Origin of the sequence: Streptomyces sp. NPDC127177, assembly GCF_042672475.1 — a bacterium.
Taxonomy (GTDB): Bacteria; Actinomycetota; Actinomycetes; order Streptomycetales; family Streptomycetaceae; genus Streptomyces.
Genome location: NZ_JBHXUW010000004.1, coordinates 48,613 through 69,001 on the forward strand (window position 1 = coordinate 48,613; position 20,389 = coordinate 69,001).

21 protein-coding genes are annotated in these 20,389 nt (G+C 71.2%); 8 read left to right on the plus strand and 13 right to left on the minus strand.

The window, feature by feature from the left end:
• Positions 1–66 precede the first annotated feature (66 nt).
• Positions 67–744, plus strand: coding sequence for a TNT domain-containing protein (locus tag ACFVJX_RS04705; RefSeq protein WP_384123824.1), 678 nt, complete (start codon positions 67–69; stop codon positions 742–744).
• A 7-nt stretch (positions 745–751) separates the two neighbouring features.
• Entirely contained in the window at positions 752–988 is a 237-nt protein-coding gene (locus ACFVJX_RS04710; protein ID WP_384123826.1) for a hypothetical protein, read from the plus strand.
• A gap of 57 nt (positions 989–1,045) precedes the next feature.
• On the opposite strand, the gene ACFVJX_RS04715 is transcribed toward ACFVJX_RS04710, so the two are convergent.
• The 6 genes from ACFVJX_RS04715 to ACFVJX_RS04740 form a co-directional block, all read right to left on the minus strand.
• Complete coding sequence (locus ACFVJX_RS04715; protein WP_384123828.1) at positions 1,046–2,011, minus strand: ABC transporter substrate-binding protein; 966 nt, start codon at positions 2,009–2,011, stop codon at positions 1,046–1,048.
• Position 2,012: 1 nt separating this feature from the next.
• Positions 2,013–3,968, minus strand: coding sequence for an ABC transporter permease (locus ACFVJX_RS04720; RefSeq protein ID WP_384123830.1), 1,956 nt, complete (start codon positions 3,966–3,968; stop codon positions 2,013–2,015).
• 97 nt (positions 3,969–4,065) lie between these two features.
• Positions 4,066–5,115 carry a glycine betaine/L-proline ABC transporter ATP-binding protein gene (locus ACFVJX_RS04725; RefSeq protein ID WP_384123832.1) on the minus strand — a complete coding sequence of 350 codons (1,050 nt, stop codon included), beginning with the start codon at positions 5,113–5,115 and terminating at the stop codon, positions 4,066–4,068.
• Positions 5,112–6,650 (minus strand): GMC family oxidoreductase, encoded by a 1,539-nt coding sequence (locus ACFVJX_RS04730; protein ID WP_384123834.1) that lies wholly within the window; start codon positions 6,648–6,650, stop codon positions 5,112–5,114. Before ACFVJX_RS04730 ends, ACFVJX_RS04725 begins: the two co-directional genes overlap by 4 nt.
• A 15-nt stretch (positions 6,651–6,665) precedes the next feature.
• Complete coding sequence (locus tag ACFVJX_RS04735; RefSeq protein ID WP_384123836.1) at positions 6,666–8,150, minus strand: aldehyde dehydrogenase family protein; 1,485 nt, start codon at positions 8,148–8,150, stop codon at positions 6,666–6,668.
• 207 nt (positions 8,151–8,357) lie between these two features.
• Positions 8,358–8,768, minus strand: a complete 411-nt coding sequence (locus ACFVJX_RS04740; protein ID WP_384123838.1) for a hypothetical protein — start codon at positions 8,766–8,768, stop codon at positions 8,358–8,360.
• Between the two features lie 198 nt (positions 8,769–8,966).
• Between ACFVJX_RS04740 and ACFVJX_RS04745 the strand changes: the two genes are divergently transcribed.
• Both ACFVJX_RS04745 and ACFVJX_RS04750 read left to right on the plus strand, forming a co-directional pair.
• Positions 8,967–9,824, plus strand: a complete 858-nt coding sequence (locus ACFVJX_RS04745; protein WP_384123840.1) for a class I SAM-dependent methyltransferase — start codon at positions 8,967–8,969, stop codon at positions 9,822–9,824.
• Positions 9,825–9,946: 122 nt separating this feature from the next.
• Positions 9,947–10,675 (plus strand): SAM-dependent methyltransferase, encoded by a 729-nt coding sequence (locus ACFVJX_RS04750; protein ID WP_384123841.1) that lies wholly within the window; start codon positions 9,947–9,949, stop codon positions 10,673–10,675.
• On the opposite strand, the gene ACFVJX_RS04755 is transcribed toward ACFVJX_RS04750, so the two are convergent.
• Both ACFVJX_RS04755 and ACFVJX_RS04760 read right to left on the minus strand, forming a co-directional pair.
• Complete coding sequence (locus tag ACFVJX_RS04755) at positions 10,644–10,934, minus strand: TetR/AcrR family transcriptional regulator C-terminal domain-containing protein (protein ID WP_384123843.1); 291 nt, start codon at positions 10,932–10,934, stop codon at positions 10,644–10,646. The genes ACFVJX_RS04750 and ACFVJX_RS04755 overlap by 32 nt on opposite strands.
• The gene (locus ACFVJX_RS04760) at positions 10,826–11,053 is read right to left on the minus strand and encodes a hypothetical protein (RefSeq protein WP_384124087.1); all 228 of its coding nucleotides are present in this window, start codon (positions 11,051–11,053) and stop codon (positions 10,826–10,828) included. Before ACFVJX_RS04760 ends, ACFVJX_RS04755 begins: the two co-directional genes overlap by 109 nt.
• 157 nt (positions 11,054–11,210) lie before the next feature.
• On the opposite strand from ACFVJX_RS04760, the gene ACFVJX_RS04765 reads away from it, so the two are divergent.
• From ACFVJX_RS04765 to ACFVJX_RS04775, 3 genes are all read left to right on the plus strand, one after another.
• On the plus strand, positions 11,211–11,627 hold the full coding sequence (locus ACFVJX_RS04765) for a hypothetical protein (RefSeq protein WP_384123845.1): 417 nt from the start codon (positions 11,211–11,213) through the stop codon (positions 11,625–11,627).
• Positions 11,624–11,962: a winged helix-turn-helix domain-containing protein gene (locus ACFVJX_RS04770; protein ID WP_384123847.1), complete on the plus strand. Its 339-nt coding sequence runs from the start codon at positions 11,624–11,626 to the stop codon at positions 11,960–11,962. The genes ACFVJX_RS04765 and ACFVJX_RS04770 overlap by 4 nt, the downstream gene beginning before the upstream one ends.
• A 102-nt stretch (positions 11,963–12,064) precedes the next feature.
• On the plus strand, positions 12,065–12,478 hold the full coding sequence (locus ACFVJX_RS04775; RefSeq protein WP_384123849.1) for a hypothetical protein: 414 nt from the start codon (positions 12,065–12,067) through the stop codon (positions 12,476–12,478).
• 60 nt (positions 12,479–12,538) lie between these two features.
• Here ACFVJX_RS04775 and ACFVJX_RS04780 read toward each other — a convergent pair whose 3' ends face one another.
• The 3 genes from ACFVJX_RS04780 to ACFVJX_RS04790 form a co-directional block, all read right to left on the minus strand.
• The gene (locus ACFVJX_RS04780; RefSeq protein ID WP_384124064.1) at positions 12,539–13,663 is read right to left on the minus strand and encodes an MFS transporter; all 1,125 of its coding nucleotides are present in this window, start codon (positions 13,661–13,663) and stop codon (positions 12,539–12,541) included.
• 164 nt (positions 13,664–13,827) lie between these two features.
• A complete protein-coding gene (locus ACFVJX_RS04785) occupies positions 13,828–15,621 on the minus strand; it encodes an ABC transporter ATP-binding protein (protein WP_384123851.1) in 1,794 nt (597 codons plus the stop codon).
• Between the two features lie 132 nt (positions 15,622–15,753).
• On the minus strand, positions 15,754–16,995 hold the full coding sequence (locus ACFVJX_RS04790; protein WP_384123853.1) for a benzoate/H(+) symporter BenE family transporter: 1,242 nt from the start codon (positions 16,993–16,995) through the stop codon (positions 15,754–15,756).
• Positions 16,996–17,115: 120 nt separating this feature from the next.
• On the opposite strand from ACFVJX_RS04790, the gene ACFVJX_RS04795 reads away from it, so the two are divergent.
• A complete protein-coding gene (locus ACFVJX_RS04795; RefSeq protein ID WP_384123855.1) occupies positions 17,116–17,679 on the plus strand; it encodes a helix-turn-helix domain-containing protein in 564 nt (187 codons plus the stop codon).
• A 53-nt stretch (positions 17,680–17,732) separates the two neighbouring features.
• On the opposite strand, the gene ACFVJX_RS04800 is transcribed toward ACFVJX_RS04795, so the two are convergent.
• Positions 17,733–19,010: a VWA-like domain-containing protein gene (locus ACFVJX_RS04800; protein WP_384123857.1), complete on the minus strand. Its 1,278-nt coding sequence runs from the start codon at positions 19,008–19,010 to the stop codon at positions 17,733–17,735.
• Complete coding sequence (locus tag ACFVJX_RS04805; RefSeq protein WP_384123859.1) at positions 19,007–20,278, minus strand: AAA family ATPase; 1,272 nt, start codon at positions 20,276–20,278, stop codon at positions 19,007–19,009. The genes ACFVJX_RS04800 and ACFVJX_RS04805 overlap by 4 nt, the downstream gene beginning before the upstream one ends.
• Between the last annotated feature and the right edge of the window lie 111 nt (positions 20,279–20,389).

Consider the following 20,389-nt stretch of genomic DNA (forward strand, 5'->3'; position numbering starts at 1 on the left):
CTGTGCTCGTGCGGATACTCTTTGTCACCTCACTGATAGATCATCAGTACTCGAGGGGACATCTGAATGCACCGCATGCGCACCGTACTTGCCGCACTCGGCATCACTGCCGGACTGATCACGGCCCCCGCGGCGAGCGCCGCGGCGAAGCCGGAGAACCGGCCTTCCGCGGCCACGGTCCGGCACGAGCCCTGCACCGGCGAGTTCCACGACGACGCGCGGCTCGGCCCCCAGTGGCTGCCGAACAAGAACCTGGCCCCGGTCGGCCCGCTCCTGAAGGGCTACCAGCGCACCGGGGGGCTGTCCCCCCAGGCCTTCCTGAAGAAGTACTGGGAGGGGCCCGCCGACACCGGAAGCTGGAAGTACCCGCCCAACGACGGCTTCGGCGAGGTCAACGGCCAGGTCGACAAGGAGCCGACGAAACTGCGCCCCGGCCAGCGCCTGGACCGCTTCGGCTCGGAGTACGGCGGTTACCTGGCCCCTGCCGGTGACTCGTACGCCGAGCGGGCTCTGCCGCCGCAGAACCTCAACACCCGTGAGGCCGCCTTTCCCTGCGACTACCGGGTGTACAAGGTCGCCAAGCCCTTCTGGGTCTGGCAGGGCAGCATCGCCCCCTGGTTCGAGCAGTCGGGCGGCGGCCAGCAGATCAAGCTCGACGCGGTCTTCCTCGACCCGGGCCAGGGCGAACGGCTGAACGTCAAGTGGCTGCTGGAGCACGACTACCTCGCCCCGGCCGGCGCGTAGTACCGACGTGGAACGCCGGGAACTGCGGGCCGCACTGAGCGAGGCAGGAGTCGCCGACGGCTACTACCGCATCGAGGGGGTTCACGAACCGGCCCCCACCCCGCCCGACTTCCTGTTCCTGCGGCAGGCGTCCGACGGGGACTGGGAGACCGGGGCGTACGAACGCGGCAGCTACGAGGTGATCGCCCGGCACCCGGACGAATCGACAGCCTGCGCCCATCTGCTCCACCTGCTCGTTCCGTAGCGCCCGCATACCGGCACGGGCTGACCGGACGGACGACGTCCGGTCAGCCCACAGGCGTCAGCGGGGGATCCAGGCCCGCCACGTCTTCTCGTTCTCGTCCACCCACTTCTTCGCCGCGTCCTCGGGGGACAGTTTCTGATCGGCGATCATCAGGGCGACCTTGTTCTGGTCCTCGGTGTTCCAGGAGAACTTCTTGAGGAACTGGGCAGCCTTGCCGCCGCTGCCCGCGAAGCGGGCGTTGAGGTACTTCTGCAGCGGTGTCTGCGGGTAGGCGCACGCGACCTTCTTCGCGTCGGCGTCGCACCCGTCCTTGTACGCGGGCAGCTTCACCTCCGTCATCGGCACCTTCTCGAACAGCCACTGCGGCTTGTACCAGTAGGAGAGGAACGGCTTCTTCTCCTTGGCGAACTGCTTGATCTGTGTGATCTGAGCGGCTTCCGACCCGGAGAACACGACCTGGTAGTCCAGGCCCAGATTCTGCACCAGGGCCTTGTCGTTGGTGACGTAGGACGGGGAGCCGTCCAGCAACTGGCCCTTGCCGCCGCTCTCCGCCGTGCGGAACTGATCGGCGTACTTGTTGAGGTTGTGCCAGTCGGTGACGTCGGGGTGCTGCTTGGCGAAGTACGTCGGCACGAACCAGCCGATGTGCCCGGTGACGCCCAGATCGCCGCCCGGACTGATCGTCTTCTTGTCCTTGACGTACCTGGCCTCCTGGTCCGGGTGGCCCCAGTCCTCCAGGATCGCGTCCACCCGGCCCTGGCTGAGGGCGTCCCAGGCGGGCACCTCGTCGATCTGGACGGTGTCGACGCGGTAGCCCAGCTCGTGTTCCAGGAGGTACTGGGCGACGGCCACGTTCGCCTGGGCGCCGACCCACGACTGCACGGACAGGGTCACGGTCTTCGCGCCCTGCGCGTTGGCGAACGGCGACGACTGCTGGGTCATGTCCGCAGCTCCGCATCCGGCCACGGCGACCAGTGCCGTGGCGGAGACGAGCGCGATGAGTGGAGTGCGCGGACGAGCCATGTCAGGCCCCCTTTCCGGAGTGACGGGCCGTCGGCTGGGTGACGCGGTCGAGCATCAGGCCGAGGAGGACGATCGCGGCGCCGGCGACCAGCCCGGTCGCGAGATCGCCCTGCGCGAGGCCGAACACCGCGGAGTAACCGAGCGCCCCGCCACCGACGAGACCGCCGATGACCACGACGGCGAGCACCAGGACGACCCCCTGGTTGACGGCCAGGAGCAGCGCGGGCCTGGCCAGCGGAAGCTGGACCTTGAGCAGCTGCTGGGCCCCGGTCGCGCCGAGGGAGCGCGAGGATTCCATGGTGGCCGCGTCGACGCCGTTCAGGCCCTGGGTGGTGATGCGGACGACCGCCGGCAGCGCGTAGACCACGGCGGCGGCCACCGCCGGTGCGCGGCCGACGCCGAACAGGGCGACGACGGGAATGAGATAGACGAACTGCGGCATCGTCTGGAACACGTCCAGCACGGGGCGCAGCAGCCGTTCCACCCGTTCGCTGCGGGAAGCGGCGATGCCTACGGCGAAACCGGCGACCAGGGTGACCACGACACCGGCCAGCACCTGGGAGAGCGTGTCGAGGGCCGGGTCCCAGACGCCGAGCACCCCGATGGCGGCCATCGCGAGGACGGCGGTCACGGTGGTGCGCCAGGTGCCGATCAGCATGGCGAGCACGGCGATCAGCAGGAGCACGGCCCACCAGGGCAGCCACTGCAGTCCGTCGCGCACCGGGTCCAGGACCCAGGTGGTGAAGTGGCCGGCCCAGTCGGCCGTCCCGCCGACGACCGGTACACCGGAGTACAGATGGCCGGTCATCCAGTCGACCGCCCTGTTGACGGGCTCGGCGACGGCGACCGTCCAGCCGTCCGGCCAGCTCGTACCGGAGACGAGACGTGCCACGACGGCGACGACCACGGTGCCGGCCGCCGCGACGGCCCAGCCGAGCCGGGCCGATCCGGGACGCGGCGCGGCGCCGATGTTGCCGCCTGCCGCGCCGGTGACCCGGTCGAGCACCACGGCGAGCAGCACGATCGGGATGCCGGCCGCCAGAGCGGCCCCGACATCGACGGAGGCGAGGGCCTGGTAGACGCGGTCACCGAGTCCGCCCGCACCGATCACGGAGGCGATGACGGCCATCGAGAGCGCCATCATGATCGTCTGGTTCAGGCCGAGCAGCAGTTCCTTGCGGGCCAGCGGGAGCCGGGCCGTCAGCAGCCGCTGCCGTCCGGTGGCACCGAGCGAGGCGGCTGCCTCCATCACGCCCGCGTCGGCGTCACGCAGCCCGAGCGCGGTGAGCCGGGCCATCGGCGGCGCCGCGTACACGACCGTCGCCAGCACCGCGGCCGGCACGCCGATCCCGAAGACGAGCACCACCGGCAGCAGATACGCGAAGGCCGGCATCACCTGCATGGTGTCGAGTACCGGCCGCAGCAGGCGGAAGACCCGGTCCGACAGCCCCGCGGCCAGACCGAGGAGCGCTCCGAACGCCACGGACACCAGGACCGCGACGACCATCAGAGCCAGGGTCTGCATGGTGGGCACCCACATGCCGAGCAGTCCGCAGAGCAGGAACGCGACGACGCCGGACAGGGCGAGCCGGACGCCCGCCACCCGCCAGGCGAGCAGCCCGACGGCCGCCGTGACACCGGCCCAGCCCGCGGCGAGCAGGACCAGGTAGACCCCGCGCACCGAGAGCACGACGGCGTTGCTGATGTGCCCGAAGAAGTACAGGAACAGTGGGTGGGTGTCCCGGTTGTCGATGATCCAGTCGCTGACCCTGCCGAGCGGACCGCTGAGGTCGACGGTGAGGGCGCTCGGCCACTCGCCCCCGCCGACGAGGAACGTACCGAGTACGAGCAGCAGGACCGCTCCCGCGAGCAGGAGGCCGGTGCGTCGCCGTGCGAGTGAGGCGATGGTCGCGGAGGCTCCGAGCCCGGTGGGACGCGCGGTGGTGGTGACGCTCATCGCGGCCACCTCACGCTCGTGACGGCAGGCGCCGCGGCCCGCCGCGGACAGGGGAGGGGGGTGCGGCCCGGCGGGGCCGGTGAATGGGTCATCCGCATCACGCGGCCTCCTTCACGGCGGGGGCCCCGGCCACGACACCGAGCAGACAGGCGTGGTCGACCACGCCCAGGCAGCGGCCACCGTCCACGACACGGGCGGTCTCGCCGGTGCGGACGACCGCCTCGATCGCCTCGGACACGGTGGTGTCCGGTGTCAGGGCGGGACCCGAGCCGCTCTCCGCGCCGGCGGCGGGACGCATGGCAGCCCTCACCGTCATGACCTGTTCGCGCGGAACGTCACGCACGAAGTCCCGGACGTAGTCGTCGGCCGGCGATCCCACGATCTCCTCCGGCGTGCCGAGTTGCACGATCATCCCGTCCCGCATCAGTGCGATCCGGTCACCGAGTTTCAGCGCCTCGTTGAGGTCATGGGTGATGAAGACCATCGTGCGGCCCTCCTCGCCGTGCAGCCGTACGACCTCCTCCTGCATGTCGCGCCGGATGAGTGGGTCGAGGGCGCTGAACGGCTCGTCGAACAGCAGCACTTCGGGATCGACGGCGAGTGCCCGCGCGAGCCCGACACGCTGCTGCTGACCGCCGGACAGCTGCCCGGGGCGCCGGTTCTCCAGACCGTCCAGGCCGACCTTGCCGATGAACTCGGCGGCCCGTTCACGCCGCTGGACCCGGCCCATGCCCTGGATCTCCAGCCCGTACGCGACGTTGTCCAGGACCGAGCGGTGCGGCAGCAGACCGAAGTGCTGGAAGACCATGGCGGCGCGGTGCCGGCGCAGTTCACGCAGCCGTCCGGAGTCCATGGACAGCACGTCCTCGCCGTCCATGGTGATCTCGCCGGACGTCGGCTCGACGAGCCGGGTGAGGCAGCGTACGAGGGTGGACTTCCCGGACCCGGACAGGCCCATCACGACGAACACCTCACCCTTGCGGACGTCGAAGGAGACATCACGCACGGCGGCGGTGCAGCCGGTACGCCTGCGCAGTTCGGCGGCGTCCAGTGCGGCGAGCTCGGCGTCGCCCGGCACGCGGTCGGCCTTCGGCCCGAAGACCTTCCAGAGGTTGTTCACGGAGAAGACGTGCGGCGGTGTACTCATCGGGCATGACCCCCAGTAGTGGCGCGGAGCAGATCTGCGCATTTCTCCCCGACCATCAGCACACCGATCATCGGGTTGACGGTCGTCATGGTCGGGAAGACCGACGCGTCGGCGATACGGACGGCGTCCAGGCCGCGGATCCGCAGATCGGGTGCGACCACGGCGAGCGCGTCGTCGGCCGCGCCCATCCGGCAGGTGCCGGCCGGGTGGTAGACGGTGTGCGCGACCTTGCGCGCGTACTCGCTCAGATCCTCGTCCGATGTGATCTCGGGCCCCGGGCAGACCTCCCGCTTCAGCCAGCCCGCCAGCGGCTCCTGCGCGGCGATCTCACGGGCGATCCTGATCCCGTCGACGAGCGTCCGTCCGTCGTAGTCCTCCGCGTCGGTGAAGTAGCGGAAGTCCAGGGCGGGTTTGACCTCGGGGTCCGGGCTGGTGAGATACAGCCGGCCCCGGCTCCTCGGCTTCGGGATGTTCGGCGTCATGGACACCCCGTGCGGCGGACGCTCGTAACCGAGCCGTTCCGGGTTGTCCGTGAACGGGATCTGGTAGAAGTGGAACATCAGGTCGGGCCCCGGGCTCTGCGGGTCCCGCCGTACGAACAGTCCGGCGTCGCTGTCCATCGCGGAGTTCTCGGGTATCGGCCCGTGCGTCTCCCAGACGATGACCGACTCCGGGTGGTCGAGCAGGTTCTCACCCACACCCGGCAGGTCGTGCACCACGGGAATGCCGAGCTTCTCGAGCTCCGCGCGGTGACCTATCCCGGAGTGCATCAGCAGCCGCGGGGTGTCCACCGCGCCCGCGCACACGATCACCTCGCGCCGGGCGCGTACGAGCCGCTCCTCGCCGTCCGCGGTCCGCACCTGCACACCGGTGGCCCGGGTGCCGTCGAGCTCCAGCCGGAACGCCCAGGTCTCCAGGGCGATATGGAGGTTCGGCCGGTCGAGGAAGGGGTGCAGGTAGGCGACCGAGGCGGAGGAGCGCTTGTTGTTCTCGGGATGGTAGGCGAGGTCGAAGAACCCCACTCCGTCCTGGAAGGCCGCCTTGTTGAAGCCCTCGACCCGCGGCACGCCGAGCGTCGTCCGCGCCGCGTCGACGAAGTCACGGGCGATGGCGTTGCGGTCGGCCTCGTCCACGGGGACGATGTTGTTGCGCAGCCGGTGGAAGTACGGGTCCATCGAGGCGGAGTCCCAGCCGTCCGCGCCGGCCTCGGCCCACTCGTCCCAGTCGGACGGCAGCGGCCTGAACGCGATCAGCGTGTTGTGGGACGAGCATCCGCCGAGCACCCGCGCCCTGCTGTGCCGGATGTTCGAGTTGCCACGTGGCTGCTCGGTCGTGGGGTAGTCGTAGTCGAGCTCCCCGCCGAGGAGGCCCATCCAGCGGCGCAGGGTCAGGACGTCGTCGCGTCCCACGTCACTCGGTCCGCCCTCGATGAGGGCGACGGTGACATCGGGGTCCTCGGTCAGCCGGGACGCGATCACCGAACCCGCGGTGCCGCCGCCGACGACGACGTAGTCGTAGTGGGTCATGTTCTCCATCGCCTCTGCTCCCGCTCAGCCCGCGAACCAGCGCACCGGGCGCGGAGCGAGGTTCTGATAGATGTGCTTGGACTCGCGGTACTCGGCGAGACCCGTCGGGCCCAGCTCCCGGCCGATGCCGGACTTCCCGAAGCCGCCCCACTCGGCCTGCGGCAGGTAGGGGTGGAAGTCGTTGATCCAGACGGTGCCGTGGCGCAGCCGAGCCGCGACCCGGCGCCCGCGGCCCGCGTCGGAGGTCCACACACCGCCGGCCAGGCCGTAGTCGGTGTCGTTGGCGAGAGTCACGGCCTCGTCCTCGGTGCGGAAGGTCTCGACGGTCAGCACCGGTCCGAAGACCTCCTCGCGCACGACGCGCATGGAGCGGTCGCAGTGGTCCAGGACGGTCGGACGGTAGAAGTAGCCGGGGCCCTCGGGGCGCTCGCCGCCCGCCCGCAGCACCGCGCCCTCCTTGAGCGCGGAGGCGACGAACTCCTCGGTCCTGGCGAGCTGCTGGGCGGAGACGAGCGGACCGCACTCGACGCCGGCGTCCGTGCCGCGGCCGATCCTGATCCGCTCGGCGCGCCGGGCGATTTCGGTGACGAACCGCTCGCGCACGGATTCCTCGACGATCAGCCGTGATCCGGCGGAGCAGACCTGGCCGCTGTGGATGAAGGCGGCGTTGAGCGCCTGGTCGACCGCGGTGTCGAAGCCCTCCTCGGTGGCGCACGCGTCCGCGAACACCACGTTGGGGTTCTTGCCGCCGAGTTCGAGCGCGACCTTCTTGACGGTGTCGGCTGCGGCCCGCATCACCTTCGTACCGCTGGTGAGCCCGCCGGTGAAGGAGACCAGGTCGACATCGGGGTGGTCCGCGAGCCGGGCGCCGACCGTGGCACCGGGGCCCGTGACGATGTTGGCCACTCCGGCCGGCAGACCGGCCTCGGTGAGCAGCGCGATGAGGGCGACCGTGGTCAGCGGGGTGATCTCGCTCGGCTTGATCACAAAGGTGTTGCCCGCTGCGAGAGCCGGGGCGATCTTCCAACTGGCCTGGAGCAGCGGGTAGTTCCACGGCGTGATGAGTCCGCAGACGCCGACCGGTTCATGCACGACGACACTGTGGATCTCCTCGGACCCGGCATCGACGACGCGGCCGCCGCCCTCGTTCATGACAAGGTCGGCGAAGTAGCGGAAGGCGTCGCGCACGCAGTCCACGTCCACCCGGCCCTCTTCGAGCGTCTTGCCGGCGTCACGGCACTCCAGGGCGCCGATCTTCTCCCGGTCGCGCTCCAGCAGGGTGGCCACGCGCCTGAGCAGCGCGGCCCGCTCCCCGACGGAGGTGTGCGGCCAGGGCCCCGTGTCGAAGGCGGCCCGGGCCGCGGCCACGGCGGCATCCGCGTCGACGGCGTCCCCCTCCGCCACGACGGCGAACGCGGTCGCGTCCACGGGGTCGAGGATCTCGCGAGTGGCGGCGGATGCGGCGGCTCGCCACTCTCCCGCTACCTGGATCGTGTGTTGTGCCGACACGTCGTGTGCTGCCCTTTCGGTGGCCGTACGTCTGACGCCGGGTGAACCCCGGCGGTCTGGGCCTCTTCCCCGGAAGGGCGAAGCCATGCGCGAAGACCGTCCCTAAGTGACCCGGTTCACTGAATTCGCACGTCAGGGCAGCGGAAGGGGTTCGCGGACCGTGGCCCCGAACCCCTTTCCGTGTGGTGTACACCGACCGCCGCCGGCTCAGCGGTGGCGGCAGTTCCAGTGGCCCTTCGCCCAGTGGGTGTCCCAGTGGCCGGGGACGTACACATGGCTCCAGTGGCCCTCGTACCACCGGCTGTGGCTGCTCCAGTAGCCGCGGTGCCACGTGCCGTGGTGGTCGTGGTGACCGGGGTGCCAGGTCCGGTGGACCGAGTGGAGGCCCTTGACCCACTGCTTCTGCCAATGCCCCCCGGCCCACTGCTTCTGCCAGTGGCCCGGTTGCCATGTGCACCTGTCGTCGTGGTGACCGGTGGTGTACGCGGTGGCCGGGACGGGAGCCGACGCCGGAGCGGCCTCGGCCGCGCCGGCGGTACCCAGAGCTGCGGCACCCGCGAGCAGGCCGGTCGCCGCGGCGCCGGCCAGCACGGTGCGGATCCGGTTGGGAACCGTCATCGGGCACACCTCCCTCGTTCGGGTCGAACCCCCGAATCGGATGGTATGAAATGCAGGGAAAACATAAATATAGACCCATTTGGGTTACGCGGGGCCGGCATGCCCCGGGCCGATGGGGCGGCCGTCCGGGGCGCGGCCGGACATACTCGAAGGCGCCGGGTCCCGCCCGGGACAGGACCGCGAGGAGTGGAGACAGCCATGGCGGACGAAGAGAAAGTGGCTCCGGACAGCACCGCGGAGCGGGTGGCACTCTGGCGGGCGCTGCACCTCAGGGCGGACGCGCCGCCTCATGTGTTCGAGGACGAGATCGGTCTGGAGCTGGCGGCCCCCCAGGACGACTGGCGCAGCCGCCCCGACATGGACCCGCAGGAAACCAGCGGATTCCGGGCGGCCATCGTGGCCCGCGCCCGGTTCATCGAGGAGCTCGTGGCCGAGCAGGCCGAGCGCGGCGTCGACCAGTACGTCGTCCTGGGGGCGGGACTCGACACCTTCGTCCAGCGCCGGCCGGAGCTCGCCTCCCGTCTGCGGGTCTTCGAGATCGACCAGCCGGCCACACAGGCCTGGAAGCGCCGAAGGCTGACGGAACTCGGTTACGGGATCCCGGACGGACTGACCCTGGTGCCGGTCGACTTCGAGGAGGGCGGGGACTGGTGGCAGCAGCTCTCCGCCGCGGGCTTCGACACAGGCCGGCCGGCCGTCGTCGTCTGCACCGGCGTCACCGTGTACCTCACCAAGGAGGCCACCGAGGCGAACCTGCGGCGGCTCGCCGGGCTGGCCCCCGGCTCGACGCTCGTCATGACGTTCATGCTGCCGGCCGAGCTCATCGACGACGCCGACCGGGACGCACTGGAGGCGACCAAGCCCCGGGCGCGGGCGTCCGGGACGCCCTTCATCAGCTTCTACACCCCGAAGGAGATGCTCGCACTGGCTCGCGACTCCGGCTTCGAAGACCCCCGGCACGTGGTGGGCACCACGCTCGGCGAACGCTACTTCGCCGACCGGGCCGACGGTCTTCGTCCGGCGAGCGGAGAGGACCTGCTCTTCGCCACCGTCTGACGCGTGGCGGTGGTGGCGGGGTGCCGGCGGGCCGCACCGGGCTGGGTGGTCCCCGCCCCCTCGGCCGCCGCACACCGTCAAAAGCGGGTGCGTGCGGCTGTCGGTGCTGCCAGGATGCGCCGGTGAACCGAGAAGAGCTCTCCGCGATCGCCCATACCCGCCACCCGATCAAGTCCCCTCTCGACGACGACTCGGTGCGCCGGCTGCTGGAACACGGCATCTCGCGCGGTGACGAGCGCGTGCTGGACCTCGGCTGCGGCTCCGGGGAGTGGCTCCTGCGCGCACTGGCCGCCCGGCCCGGAGTACGGGCCGAAGGGGTCGACATCTCCGAGGGCGCGCTGACGGACGCCCGGGCGAGGGCCGCCCGGCTCGGGGTGGAGGACCGCCTCACGCTCCACCACATGCCGGCCGCCGACTTCGTCTCCCCGCACGCGTTCGACGTGGTCCTGAGCTTCGGCGCCGCCCACGCCTTCGGCGGCCTGCTCCCCACCCTGGCAGCAGCACGCGAACATCTGGCCCCCGGCGGGCGTGTCCTGGTCGGTGACGGGCTCTGGGAGCGGGAACCGTCACAGGAGGCCATCGAGATGCTGGGCGACTTCGCCGACCTGGCGACGACCGTGGACCGGGTCCTCGCCGACGGCTGGACGCCCGTCCACGGGCACGTCAGTACGCGCCAGGAACTGGACGACTACGAATGGTCCTGCTGGGGCACGCTGGCCGACTGGGCGCTGGACCACCCCGACGGCCCGGAGGTGCTCGCCTTCGCCGCTACCCGCCGCTCGGAATGGCTGCGCGGATACCGGGACACCTGGGGCTTCGTCAGCCTGGTCCTGCGCCGGACCGACGGCTGACCCCAGCGGCCTCAACGCCCTGCCCCAGGGCGGGACTCGGCACTCCGTAGGCCCGGAGGAAGGTGCATAGGGCCGACCGCCCCACCTGCCGGAGCTCCGCTTCGGGCACGTCCCGGGTGCCGAACCGGGACCTGGCGTCCAGCGGGCCGGTCAGCAGCGCGAGGAACCGCTCGGCCGCCTCTGCCGGATCGCAGCGGCGCAGCCGCCCGGCCGGGGCGAGCCGGTCGAGCCGGTGCCCAGCGCCTCCCTGAGCCGGCACTCCCGGAGCGACCGGGTGGTCTCCAGCAGTTCGGGGAACTGGGTGATCTCCGCGTGGAGCAGCGGCCGCAGCGCTCGGGACCGCTCGTCGCAGTGCCGCGGCAGGAGCTGGTGTGCCATGTCTTCGAGCGGTGCCGACAGGTCGGTGAGGGCAAATCGAGCGGATAGGTGCGCATACAGGCTGCCGACTCTCCAGGTCGTCAAGTAGTTGCTACTGTGGCAAGTAGATGCCGGAGTCGAAAGAGTGGTCTTTCGGCGGCGACGGGAGGGGTGTGTCATGCGTGAACAGGCGGATGCAACCGCAGCGTTGAAGGGGACTGCGCGGATCGAGGCGACCGCGCGGGTGCGAAGCCGCTGGTACGTGGGCTATCTGTGGCTGTTCGCCGCCTGGCAGCTGGTCCTTGTCCCTGCTGTGCTGCTGTGGCACGGGGCAATGGGGGCGCTGGTCAGCACGCTTGCAAATGCCCTCGTGGTCATGGGGCTGTCTCTGTTCGCCGTACGACAGCCCGTGACTCCGCGCGGCTATGGCCGCCTGCACATCAAAGTGATCGGCGCTTGGGCGGCCGCCTACGTCTTGGCCCTCGTGCTTGGCTCGACGGTCTTCGTGAGCAGTGTCGCCTTCGCCGCCGTGGCTGCTCTCGTGTGCGCGCTGCCGGCTTCCGCGGCGGCCTGGCGGGAAGCGCGCGTCGCATGACGCAGGAAGCCTCGGCCGGCGCAGGGCCCAGCCCTCACCCCCGACACGGCCTCGCTCCTCTTCTGGCCTCGCCTGTGCGTCTGTCGATCGTCGCGGCTCTCGCTGCTGTGGAGAAGGCCGAGTTCGCCTACGTGCGGGATCTCGTGGAGATCACCGACTCCGCGTTGTCGAAACAGGTCTCGCGCCTGGAGCAAGCAGACTGGGTGACAGTTGAGAAAGGACAGGTCGGACGTCGGCCGCGGACCTGGTTGCGTCTGACCGAGGACGGAGCTGATGCCTACCGGCGCCATCTTGCCGCCCTGACGGCGATCGCGGGCCCACTGGAATTGAAGTGACATGGACGGGCGAGAACGGCTGGCCACGGCGTGAGCAGCCGTCCTCAACCAGCCCGTCGATTTCTCCTCGGTGTCGCCCGGATGCCTTCTACGATCTGATGCATGCTGGATCCCGAACTGCTGGAACGGATCACCGCGCGACGTGCGGAACTGGACGAGTTCGAAGAACAGCCGGCCGAGCAGCCGGCAGAAGTGCGGGCTGGGCGGGACGAGCTCGCAGTCGCCGAGCGTGTCCTTGAGCGGGTGAGCAGGCAACTCGCCGACGAACGCGCCCAGACCGTGCCGATACCCGCGCAGGTGGGCGGCCGGGCGGTGGTGCTGATCCCGCACCGCGAGCCGGGCGTGGACGAAGACATGCTCCCGCCGGACTACCAGCGCATCGTCGCCGCCATCGAAACACCGCCCCGCGAGCCGCTCAGCGCGTACGTCGAAGGCCGCCGCAGCCCGTGGACACCAGGGCCTTCGACCCGGAGGCCGCACACCGGCCTCACCGACCGGATACTCGCGCGGAACTGACGCGCCGTCTCCGCAGCGGCGCACACCGGACGGTGGCGGCGGGTGCCCGAACGCGCCCGCTCAGGTCCCCGGCGGCGGCCTCAGCGCCGAATACGCACCCGCTCCGGCCGCCAGCAGCAGCACGCAGCCGGTGAAGACGAGTCCGGCCTGGCGCAGACCGAGCCATGTCGCGATGGCTCCGACCCCCACCACCGGTACCGAGATCCCGGTGTACGCGACGACGAAGAACGCCGAGATCGTGCCGCCGCGGTGCTCCGCCGGGGCCGCGCCGCTGACCAGGGTGAGCGCCGCTCGAAAGGCCAGCCCCTGCCCGGTGCCCCCGCACAGCGCGCCGAGCACCAGCAGGACCAGGGACTCCACGACCAGCGAAGAAGCCACCAGCAACAGGCCTGCCATGAGGATGCCGCACCCGACGGGCAGCGCGTGCCGTGCGCCGATGCGTTGCGTCAGGGACTGCCCGGCGGTCGAGGCCAGGAAGACGGAGAACACCACGGCCCCGGTGACGGCCATGTTGTGCACGTCCAGCGTCTGCGAGACAAAGCTCGGCGCGACGGCCGTGAACAGCCCGAGCAGCGCGAAGCCCGCGAAGGCGGCCACCGAAGCCGGCAGAAACACGCCCCTCACCTCGGGTGGCACCGTCATCCCCTGGGGCGTCGGCCGCGGCCACCGCTTCGGCTCCGCCACGGTCTCCGGCAGGAACCAGGTGATCGCGGACGCCGCCGCGACCAGTCCCAGATGGACCCAGAACGGCAGCGTCAACGGCCAGGGCGTGTACTGCGCGAGGAGCCCGGACAGCAGTGGCCCGCAGCCCAGGCCCCCCATGTTCGCGGCCGTGGCGGCGAACCCGGCCCGCGCCCGTTGCGCGGGCGCCGCCAGTTCGATGACCGCAGCCGTTGCCGCACCGCTCAGCAGCCCGGCCGCGAAGCCGGACAGCAGCCGTCCCGCGAAGAGCAGCGGCAGACCGCGCTCCAGGAGGAAGCAGCCGGCGCTCGCGGCCGAGAACACCATCGCGCACAGCAGCACGGGCCGGCGGCCGACCTTGTCCGAGTAGTTGCCCGCCAGCAGCAGCACGGTGATGACCGCGATGGCGTAGGCGGCGAAGACGACGGTCACCATCAGCTCGGAGAAGCCGATCTGTTCCTGATAGAGCCCGTACAGCGGTGTGGGCAGGGTGGTGCCCGCCATCCCGATGGCGAACACCACGGCCGCGGCCGCATAGCCCGGCCGACGTCTCACTCCACGCTCACTGACGATCACACGGGACACCTTATGATCGGCCGACGTGATGCGCCGTGGTTGGCCCCGGCCGTGTCACCGGCCGGGCCCGGACGGACGGGTCGGCTCCCGGGTCACGGGTGGGCCGGCTGGAGTCCCGCGTACACCCCGCCCCTGACCAGCAGTTCGTCGTGCGTGCCCACCTCCGAGATCCGGCCGCCCTCCATCGCCACGATGCGGTCGGCGCCCTGGATCGTGGAGAGGCGGTGGGCGACGACGAAGACGGTCCGGCCGTGCACCAGGCGCGACAGGGCCTCCTGGACGAGGGCCTCCGAGCGGTTGTCCAGTGCGGACGTGGCCTCGTCCAGTACCAGTACCCGGGGGTCACGGATCAGCGCCCTGGCGATGGCGAGCCGTTGCCGCTGACCGCCCGAGAGCCGTGCGCCGCGCTGGCCGACGACCGTGTCCAGACCGAGCGGCAGTTCCCGTACGAAGTCCAGCGCGTTCGCGTCCTCCAGGGCGCGGGTCAGCGTGGCCTCGTCCGTGTCCCCCATTCCGTAGGTCACGTTGTCGCGGATGCTGCCCTCGAAGAGGATCGACTCCTGCGGCACGACCGACAGGAACCGCCGGTAGCTGCGAAGGTCGAGGCCGGCCATGTCCGTCCCGTCCAGCATGATGCGGCCCGAGGTGGGGCGGATGAAGCCGATGAGCAGGTTGAGCACGGTCGATTTGCCCGCACCCGAGGCTCCGACCAGCGCGATGGTCTCGCCCGGCCGTGCGGAGAGGGTGAACCCGTCGACCGCCGGGGCCGCGTCGTCGTAGGCGAATCCGACGTCCTCGAAGTCGATCCGGCCGGTCACCTGTTCCACCTGCGTCTTGCCGGCATTGCGTTCGAGGTCGGGGGCCTGGAGCACCTCGCCCGCCGAACGTACCGACTCCAGCCCCTTGGTGAGCACGGGGGCCAGACCGAGCAGCGTGGTCACGGATCCGGTCAGTACGGTGAAGAAGGAGCTGAGCATCACCACGTCACCGGCGGTGACGGGCATCCAGCCGTGGTAGGCGACCAGGGCGGAGCCCGTCAGGCACAGCACGCCGAGCGTGTTCAGGATGACCCACGCCAGTGACCCGAACCGGCCGTTGACCGTGTCCAGGCGCAGACCGGCGGCGAACACCTGCTTCAGCGAGCCGTCGACCCTGACCAGAGCGGTCCGTTCCAGACCATGGGCCCGGGTGATGGGGATGAGCGTGGTCATCTCGCCCACGCGGGAGGAGAGTTGTTCCACCTCGCGGCGGAAGGACTCGTTGTGGCTGCGCAGCCGCGCGCGCAGCTTCATCACCAGGAGACCGGCCGCGGGCACGACGACGAGGAAGACGGGCAGGAACGCGGGCACGCGCACGCCGATGACGACGAGCCCGCCGACCAGGGTCACGACGGCGCCGAGCCCCATGTCGGCGCTCTGCTGCACCATCTGTTCCACCGACTCCACGTCGCGGACGACCTTGGCCTGCAGGACGCTCGAACTGACCCGGGCGTGATAGCCGATGGAGAGCTGCTGCATCCGGCGGCACAGCCCGGAGCGCAAAGTCGTGCCCATCCGCCGGATGCTGCCGCCGAGGAGCCGTACGTACCACTGGTGGAGCGGGTAGTTGATGACGAGGATGAAGAGCAGGATGCCGGAGGACTGCCAGAGTCCGGATTCCGGGCCGTGCTGGACGACCACGTCGAGGACGGTGGCCGTGATCAGCGGAAGCAGCCAGATGGGGCTGTGCTTCACGATGAAGACGAGGACCGCGAGCGCCAGCTTGCCGCGGTCGGGGTGGAAGAGATGGCCGAGGGTGCGTATCGGATTCTCACCGCGGTAGCGGTGGTCCAGGTGGTCGAAGGGCGCCAGGGTTTCGGCGGAGACGGGTGGAAGCGCTTTCGGCATGGAGTCCATCCCACCGCGCTCCTGCCGCGCACGGCAACCCCGTCCCACGGACGGGACAACGGACGGGACAACGGACGGGACGGGGGAGTGCCGAGGGGCGGCGGCCCCGGTGGGTGGCGGGCCCGACGGGCGCTACGGGACGCGGAGTTGGCGCGGTGTGGGTTCGGGGGCGGGAGCCGGCGCGGAGGCCTTGCGACCGGGGCGCCCCATCGAGGCGATCGCGCTGGTGATCAGACCGGCCAGCAGCCCCCAGAAAGCCGACCCGATCCCCAGGAGCGTCACTCCGGAAGCCGTGGCGAGGAAGGTCACGACTGCTGCCTCCCGCGACGACTTTTCGGCCAGGGCGGTGGTCAGCGAGGACTCGATCGTGGCGAGCAGGCCGATTCCGGCGATGGCCAGGACCAGTGCCTGCGGCATCGCGGTGAGGAGCGAGGCCACGGTCGCTCCGAGCAGACCCACGCAGAGGTAGAAGACGCCCGCCCAGACGGCCGCCAGGTAGCGCCTGTCCCGGTCGGGGTGCGCCTCCTCGCCGGTGCAGATGGCGGCCGTGATGGCGGCGAGGTTGAGGCCGAACGCACCGAACGGTGCCAGTACGGCGTTGGCGGCCCCGGTCCACTTCATCAGCGGGGACACCGGCACGTCGTAGCCCGCGCCGCGGATCACCGCGACACCGGGCAGATTCTGCGAGGCCATCGTGACCACGAACAGGGGTGCGCCGACGCTGACGAGGACCCTCCAGTCGAACTCCGGCGTGACGAAGACCGGTGTGGCCAGGGCGAACGTGACCTTGCCCAGCTGCCACCCGCCGGTGAACACCGTGGCCACCACCCCCGCGGCCAGCGCCAGCAGCACCGCGTAACGGGGGAGCAGGCGGCGGCCCAGCAGATAGAGCACGAACATCGGGAAGGCGACGCCGAAGCTGCCGTGCATCGTGCTGAACAGCCCGGTGCCGAACCGCAGCAGGACTCCGGCCAGCAGTGCGGCCGCCAGCGGCACCGGGATCCGGCTCATGACACGGCCGAACCATCCGGTCACCCCGCTGACGAGGATGAGCAGCGCGGAGAAGACGAACGCACCGACGGCCTGTGCCATGGACACTCCGCTCAGACCGGTCGTCAGGAGTGCGGCCCCCGGCGTCGACCACGCGGTGACGACAGGGGCCCGGTAGCGCAGCGAAAGGCCGATGCAGGTACAGGCCAGACCGACGCCGAGTGCGAGCATCCAGGAGGAGATCTCGCGGGAGTCGGCTCCCGCCGCCTTGGCGGCCGTGAACACCAGGGCCGCCGAGCTGGTGACCCCCACCATGACGGCGATCAGTCCGGCGGCCACGGCCGAGGGTGGTGCGGCCGAGCGTATGCGGCTGATCGCGAGCATGAGTGGGCCACTTCCCCTGTACGGTGCGAGTGTGTTCCGTATACGGAACGTTCTGTTTGTGGAACACTAGAGAGGCGGGCCGACACCCGTCAACCGGATACGCGGAGTGGGTGGACGCCGATGGGACTGAACGAGGACCTGGGGCGCAGGCTGCGGGCGCTGCGGCGCGAACAGAGCCTCTCCCTCTCGGAGTTGTCCCGGCGGTCGAGGGTGGGAAAGGGCACGCTGTCCGAGCTGGAGAGCGGACTGCGCAACCCCACCCTCGAGACCTTGTACGCGCTCACCACCGCCCTCGGCTGCCCGCTCAGTGCCGTACTGAGCGACCCCGCGCCGGAGAGCGCCTCCGGCGCGGCTCTCCCCGGTGTGTCGGGCAGCGCCGTCACCGCGATGCTGCTGGAGCGGCACGAGGACGGCGCCGCGGTGACCGATGTGTTCCGTGTGACCATCCGTGCGGGCGTCACGCAGGAGTCCGACGCGCACGTACCGGGCACGGGGGAGAGCCTGATGGTGCTGACCGGCACCGCCGTCGTCGGCCCGCCGCACGACACGACGACGGTCGGCCCCGGAGCCTCCGCGCACTGGCGGGCAGACGTGCCCCACGTCTACAGCGCGGTGGACGCGGACGTCCACGGCATCCTCTTCGTGTGCTATCCGTCGTCGCCCCGGGAGGGTGACGGGCGGTGACGGGCGGTGACGGGCGCGCCGCCGACTTCGTCTCCCCGCACCCGCCCCAGGGCTCACCGGCCGCCGGGAGCCGAACCGATGACGACCGTGCGCGCCCAATCGGGCGGTGAGTCCGGCACGTAGTCGGGGTCCTCCTCGCTCCACGACCGGCGCGAGTGCTCCCGGGGGAACAGCCCCACCACCGTCCGGCACCCTGGCCGGGTGTCCGGCCAGGGCGTCTGCCCGTCGGTGAGGACCACGATGACGTCCGGGCGGGGCCGTGCCCGGACCGCCTCGGCGAAACCCGAGCGCAGATCCGTACCGCCACCGCCCATCAGGGGAATTCCCTCGGCACGGCACAGCGGATGCACGACGCCGGCGGCCGCGTCGCACGACAGGACGCCGACCAGGTCCCGACGGCCGCCCACGGCGCGGGAGATGGACGCGACCTCTAGGAGCGCGCTGCCCAGTTCGGCGTCGCTGACCGAGCCGGAGGTGTCGATGATCACCGAGACCCGGGGCGGCCGGCGACGGAGGCTCGGCAGCACCGCGCCGGGCACCCCCGCCGAGCGCCGGGACGGCCGGCCGTAGGTGTAGTCCTGGCCCGCCCCGGAGCCCGAGGCCGCCGAGCGCACGGCCGCGCCCAGCAACTCCCGCCACGCCTGCGGGGGATGGAACGCCTCCTCCGCCCACCGCTGCCACCCCTTCGGGGCGCTTCCCGGGCGCCCCCTGATGCCCTCGGCCACCCGGAACCGGACCATGTCCCGTTCCTGCGCACTGAGTCCGTGCGCACCGTTCGGTCCGAGGTCCCATTCCCTCTCCAGTCCGTCGGCGCCGCTGCCGCAGTCCAGCCAGACGAGGTCCCGCGTGTGCGGTCCGAGCCGGAACTGCCGCAGATAGTCCTCCATGAGCTCGCCGTCGTGGAGTCCCATGGACTCCGGATCGACGGCGCCCTCGGGCCGGGCCAGCCCCTCCCCGAACACGTCGTCGTTGATCTCGCAGTCCGCCGCGATGTTCATCCGCAGCCGGTCCCCGGGGCCGTTCAGCCCGCGCTCCCGTGCGACCCGGTCGCCGCGCCCGTGGTGGTCGCGCAGCAGATGGGAGATCTCGTGCACCCACACCCCCGCCAGTTCCTCCACCGGAGTCGCGGCCACGAACGCGGGGGAGACGTAGCACCGCCAGTGCCGGTCCACGGCCATCGTCGGTACCCGCCACGACTCGACGGTGTGCAGGGCGAACAGCGCCGTCGCCAGGTAGGGGCGCACGCGGGCGGCGTGCAGTCTGGCCGCGAAGAGCTTGTCGAGGTCCAGTGCGCCCGGTGCTCCGGGCGCTCCCGGTGTCCGGGCCGTCATCGGCGGGCTTTCGCGGCGGCGGTCGCGGTACGGACCGCGGCCCGGTCGGCCCGGCGGGACAGGGACACGACCCCGGCGAGCTGCTCGATCGACGCGGGGACGTCCCAGTCCTCCTGCCGCAGCGCGGCGAGCGTGGTCGCGGGGACGACCACCAGATCCGGCGCCCCCGACTCCAGGGCCCGTACGAGGAGCGCCCACGCCGCGTCCCATCGGGACTTCTCGGGGCGGTTGCGGACCGCGGCCACCACCCCGTCGAGCACGGCCTGACGCAGATCCCCCCGCTCGGGCAGCTCGGCACGCTCCGGGTCGGCGAGCAGCGTCTCGGGGTCGGGAAGGTCCATCCGGTCCAGGCTCGCCAGCAGTTCGAGGCCGGGACCGTCGCCCACGGTGCCGCGTACCAACGAGGACAGCACCTCGCGGGAGGAGCCCGCCGCGGTCGCGAAGGCGATCAGGGTGAGCGTCATGTCCCAGCTCCGGGGCGAGGGCCACGGTCCGCCCCTGCGCGTCTCGTTGCCGGGCAGCCGGTGCACGAGCGCGGGGCGGGCGGAGAGGAGTCCGCAGACGGCACGGCGGGCGAAGTCCACCGCGTCCGGGAGCTTGTCCGGGGCGAGCCGGGGCAGTGTCGCCCGGGGCCAGACCCCACCGAGGCCGCGCACCACGACCTCGTGGTCGTGGGTCCACTGGAGGTGGACGAACCGGTTGGCCAGGGGAGGGCTCAGTTCCCAGCCGTCGGCCGCCGACGACCGCGGATTGGCGGCCGCCACGATCCGCACGCCGGGCGGAAGTCGCAGCGAACCGATGCGGCGTTCGAGGACCAGACGCAGCAGTGCGGCCTGAACGGCCGGGGGAGCGGTGGACAGTTCGTCGAGGAACAGCAGCCCGCGGCCTGCCCGTGCCAGTCGCACCGCCCAGTCCGGCGGGGCCATCGGAACGCCCTGCTCCGCGGGGTCCTCCCCGACGATGGGCAGCCCCGAGAAGTCGGACGGCTCGTGCACGCTGGCGATGACCGTGGTCAGCGGCAGATCCAGGGCCGTCGCGAGCTGGGTCAGGGCGGCGGTCTTGCCGATCCCCGGTTCGCCCCACAGAAGCACCGGCAGATCGGCGGCGACCGCCAGGGTCAGCGCCTCCAGCTGTGCGTCGGGGCGTGGTTCGGTTCCGGTGTCGCGCAGCAGGCCGAGCAGCTCACCGGCGACGTCGAGCCGGGGGACAGGGGTAACGGTGGGGGTGGCGGGGACGCCGGTCGCGTCGGGCGGGGCACATGTGGTCATGTCTCATCACCTTGGGGTTCGTGGCGGGCGCGGGGCAGCGCGGGACCGTGATGGGGCGCGTGGGCGCGTGGGGCTACGGGTTCGTGGTGGGCGTGGGCGGAGGGCGGGGCC

What these genes read in the sequence shown, in the direction of transcription:
- ACFVJX_RS04805 (WP_384123859.1), bottom strand. Translation starts at nt 20,278, where the DNA reads ATGACCACATGTGCCCCGCCCGACGCGACCGGCGTCCCCGCCACCCCC.
- ACFVJX_RS04730 (WP_384123834.1), bottom strand. Translation starts at nt 6,650, where the DNA reads ATGGAGAACATGACCCACTACGACTACGTCGTCGTCGGCGGCGGCACC.
- ACFVJX_RS04720 (WP_384123830.1), bottom strand. Translation starts at nt 3,968, where the DNA reads ATGAGCGTCACCACCACCGCGCGTCCCACCGGGCTCGGAGCCTCCGCG.
- ACFVJX_RS04765 (WP_384123845.1), top strand. Translation starts at nt 11,211, where the DNA reads ATGCGTGAACAGGCGGATGCAACCGCAGCGTTGAAGGGGACTGCGCGG.
- ACFVJX_RS04760 (WP_384124087.1), bottom strand. Translation starts at nt 11,053, where the DNA reads ATGGCACACCAGCTCCTGCCGCGGCACTGCGACGAGCGGTCCCGAGCG.
- ACFVJX_RS04780 (WP_384124064.1), bottom strand. Translation starts at nt 13,663, where the DNA reads ATGGCGGGCACCACCCTGCCCACACCGCTGTACGGGCTCTATCAGGAA.
- ACFVJX_RS04725 (WP_384123832.1), bottom strand. Translation starts at nt 5,115, where the DNA reads ATGAGTACACCGCCGCACGTCTTCTCCGTGAACAACCTCTGGAAGGTC.
- ACFVJX_RS04745 (WP_384123840.1), top strand. Translation starts at nt 8,967, where the DNA reads ATGGCGGACGAAGAGAAAGTGGCTCCGGACAGCACCGCGGAGCGGGTG.
- ACFVJX_RS04775 (WP_384123849.1), top strand. Translation starts at nt 12,065, where the DNA reads ATGCTGGATCCCGAACTGCTGGAACGGATCACCGCGCGACGTGCGGAA.
- ACFVJX_RS04790 (WP_384123853.1), bottom strand. Translation starts at nt 16,995, where the DNA reads ATGCTCGCGATCAGCCGCATACGCTCGGCCGCACCACCCTCGGCCGTG.
- ACFVJX_RS04785 (WP_384123851.1), bottom strand. Translation starts at nt 15,621, where the DNA reads ATGCCGAAAGCGCTTCCACCCGTCTCCGCCGAAACCCTGGCGCCCTTC.
- ACFVJX_RS04740 (WP_384123838.1), bottom strand. Translation starts at nt 8,768, where the DNA reads ATGACGGTTCCCAACCGGATCCGCACCGTGCTGGCCGGCGCCGCGGCG.
- ACFVJX_RS04705 (WP_384123824.1), top strand. Translation starts at nt 67, where the DNA reads ATGCACCGCATGCGCACCGTACTTGCCGCACTCGGCATCACTGCCGGA.
- ACFVJX_RS04715 (WP_384123828.1), bottom strand. Translation starts at nt 2,011, where the DNA reads ATGGCTCGTCCGCGCACTCCACTCATCGCGCTCGTCTCCGCCACGGCA.
- ACFVJX_RS04770 (WP_384123847.1), top strand. Translation starts at nt 11,624, where the DNA reads ATGACGCAGGAAGCCTCGGCCGGCGCAGGGCCCAGCCCTCACCCCCGA.
- ACFVJX_RS04795 (WP_384123855.1), top strand. Translation starts at nt 17,116, where the DNA reads ATGGGACTGAACGAGGACCTGGGGCGCAGGCTGCGGGCGCTGCGGCGC.
- ACFVJX_RS04800 (WP_384123857.1), bottom strand. Translation starts at nt 19,010, where the DNA reads ATGACGGCCCGGACACCGGGAGCGCCCGGAGCACCGGGCGCACTGGAC.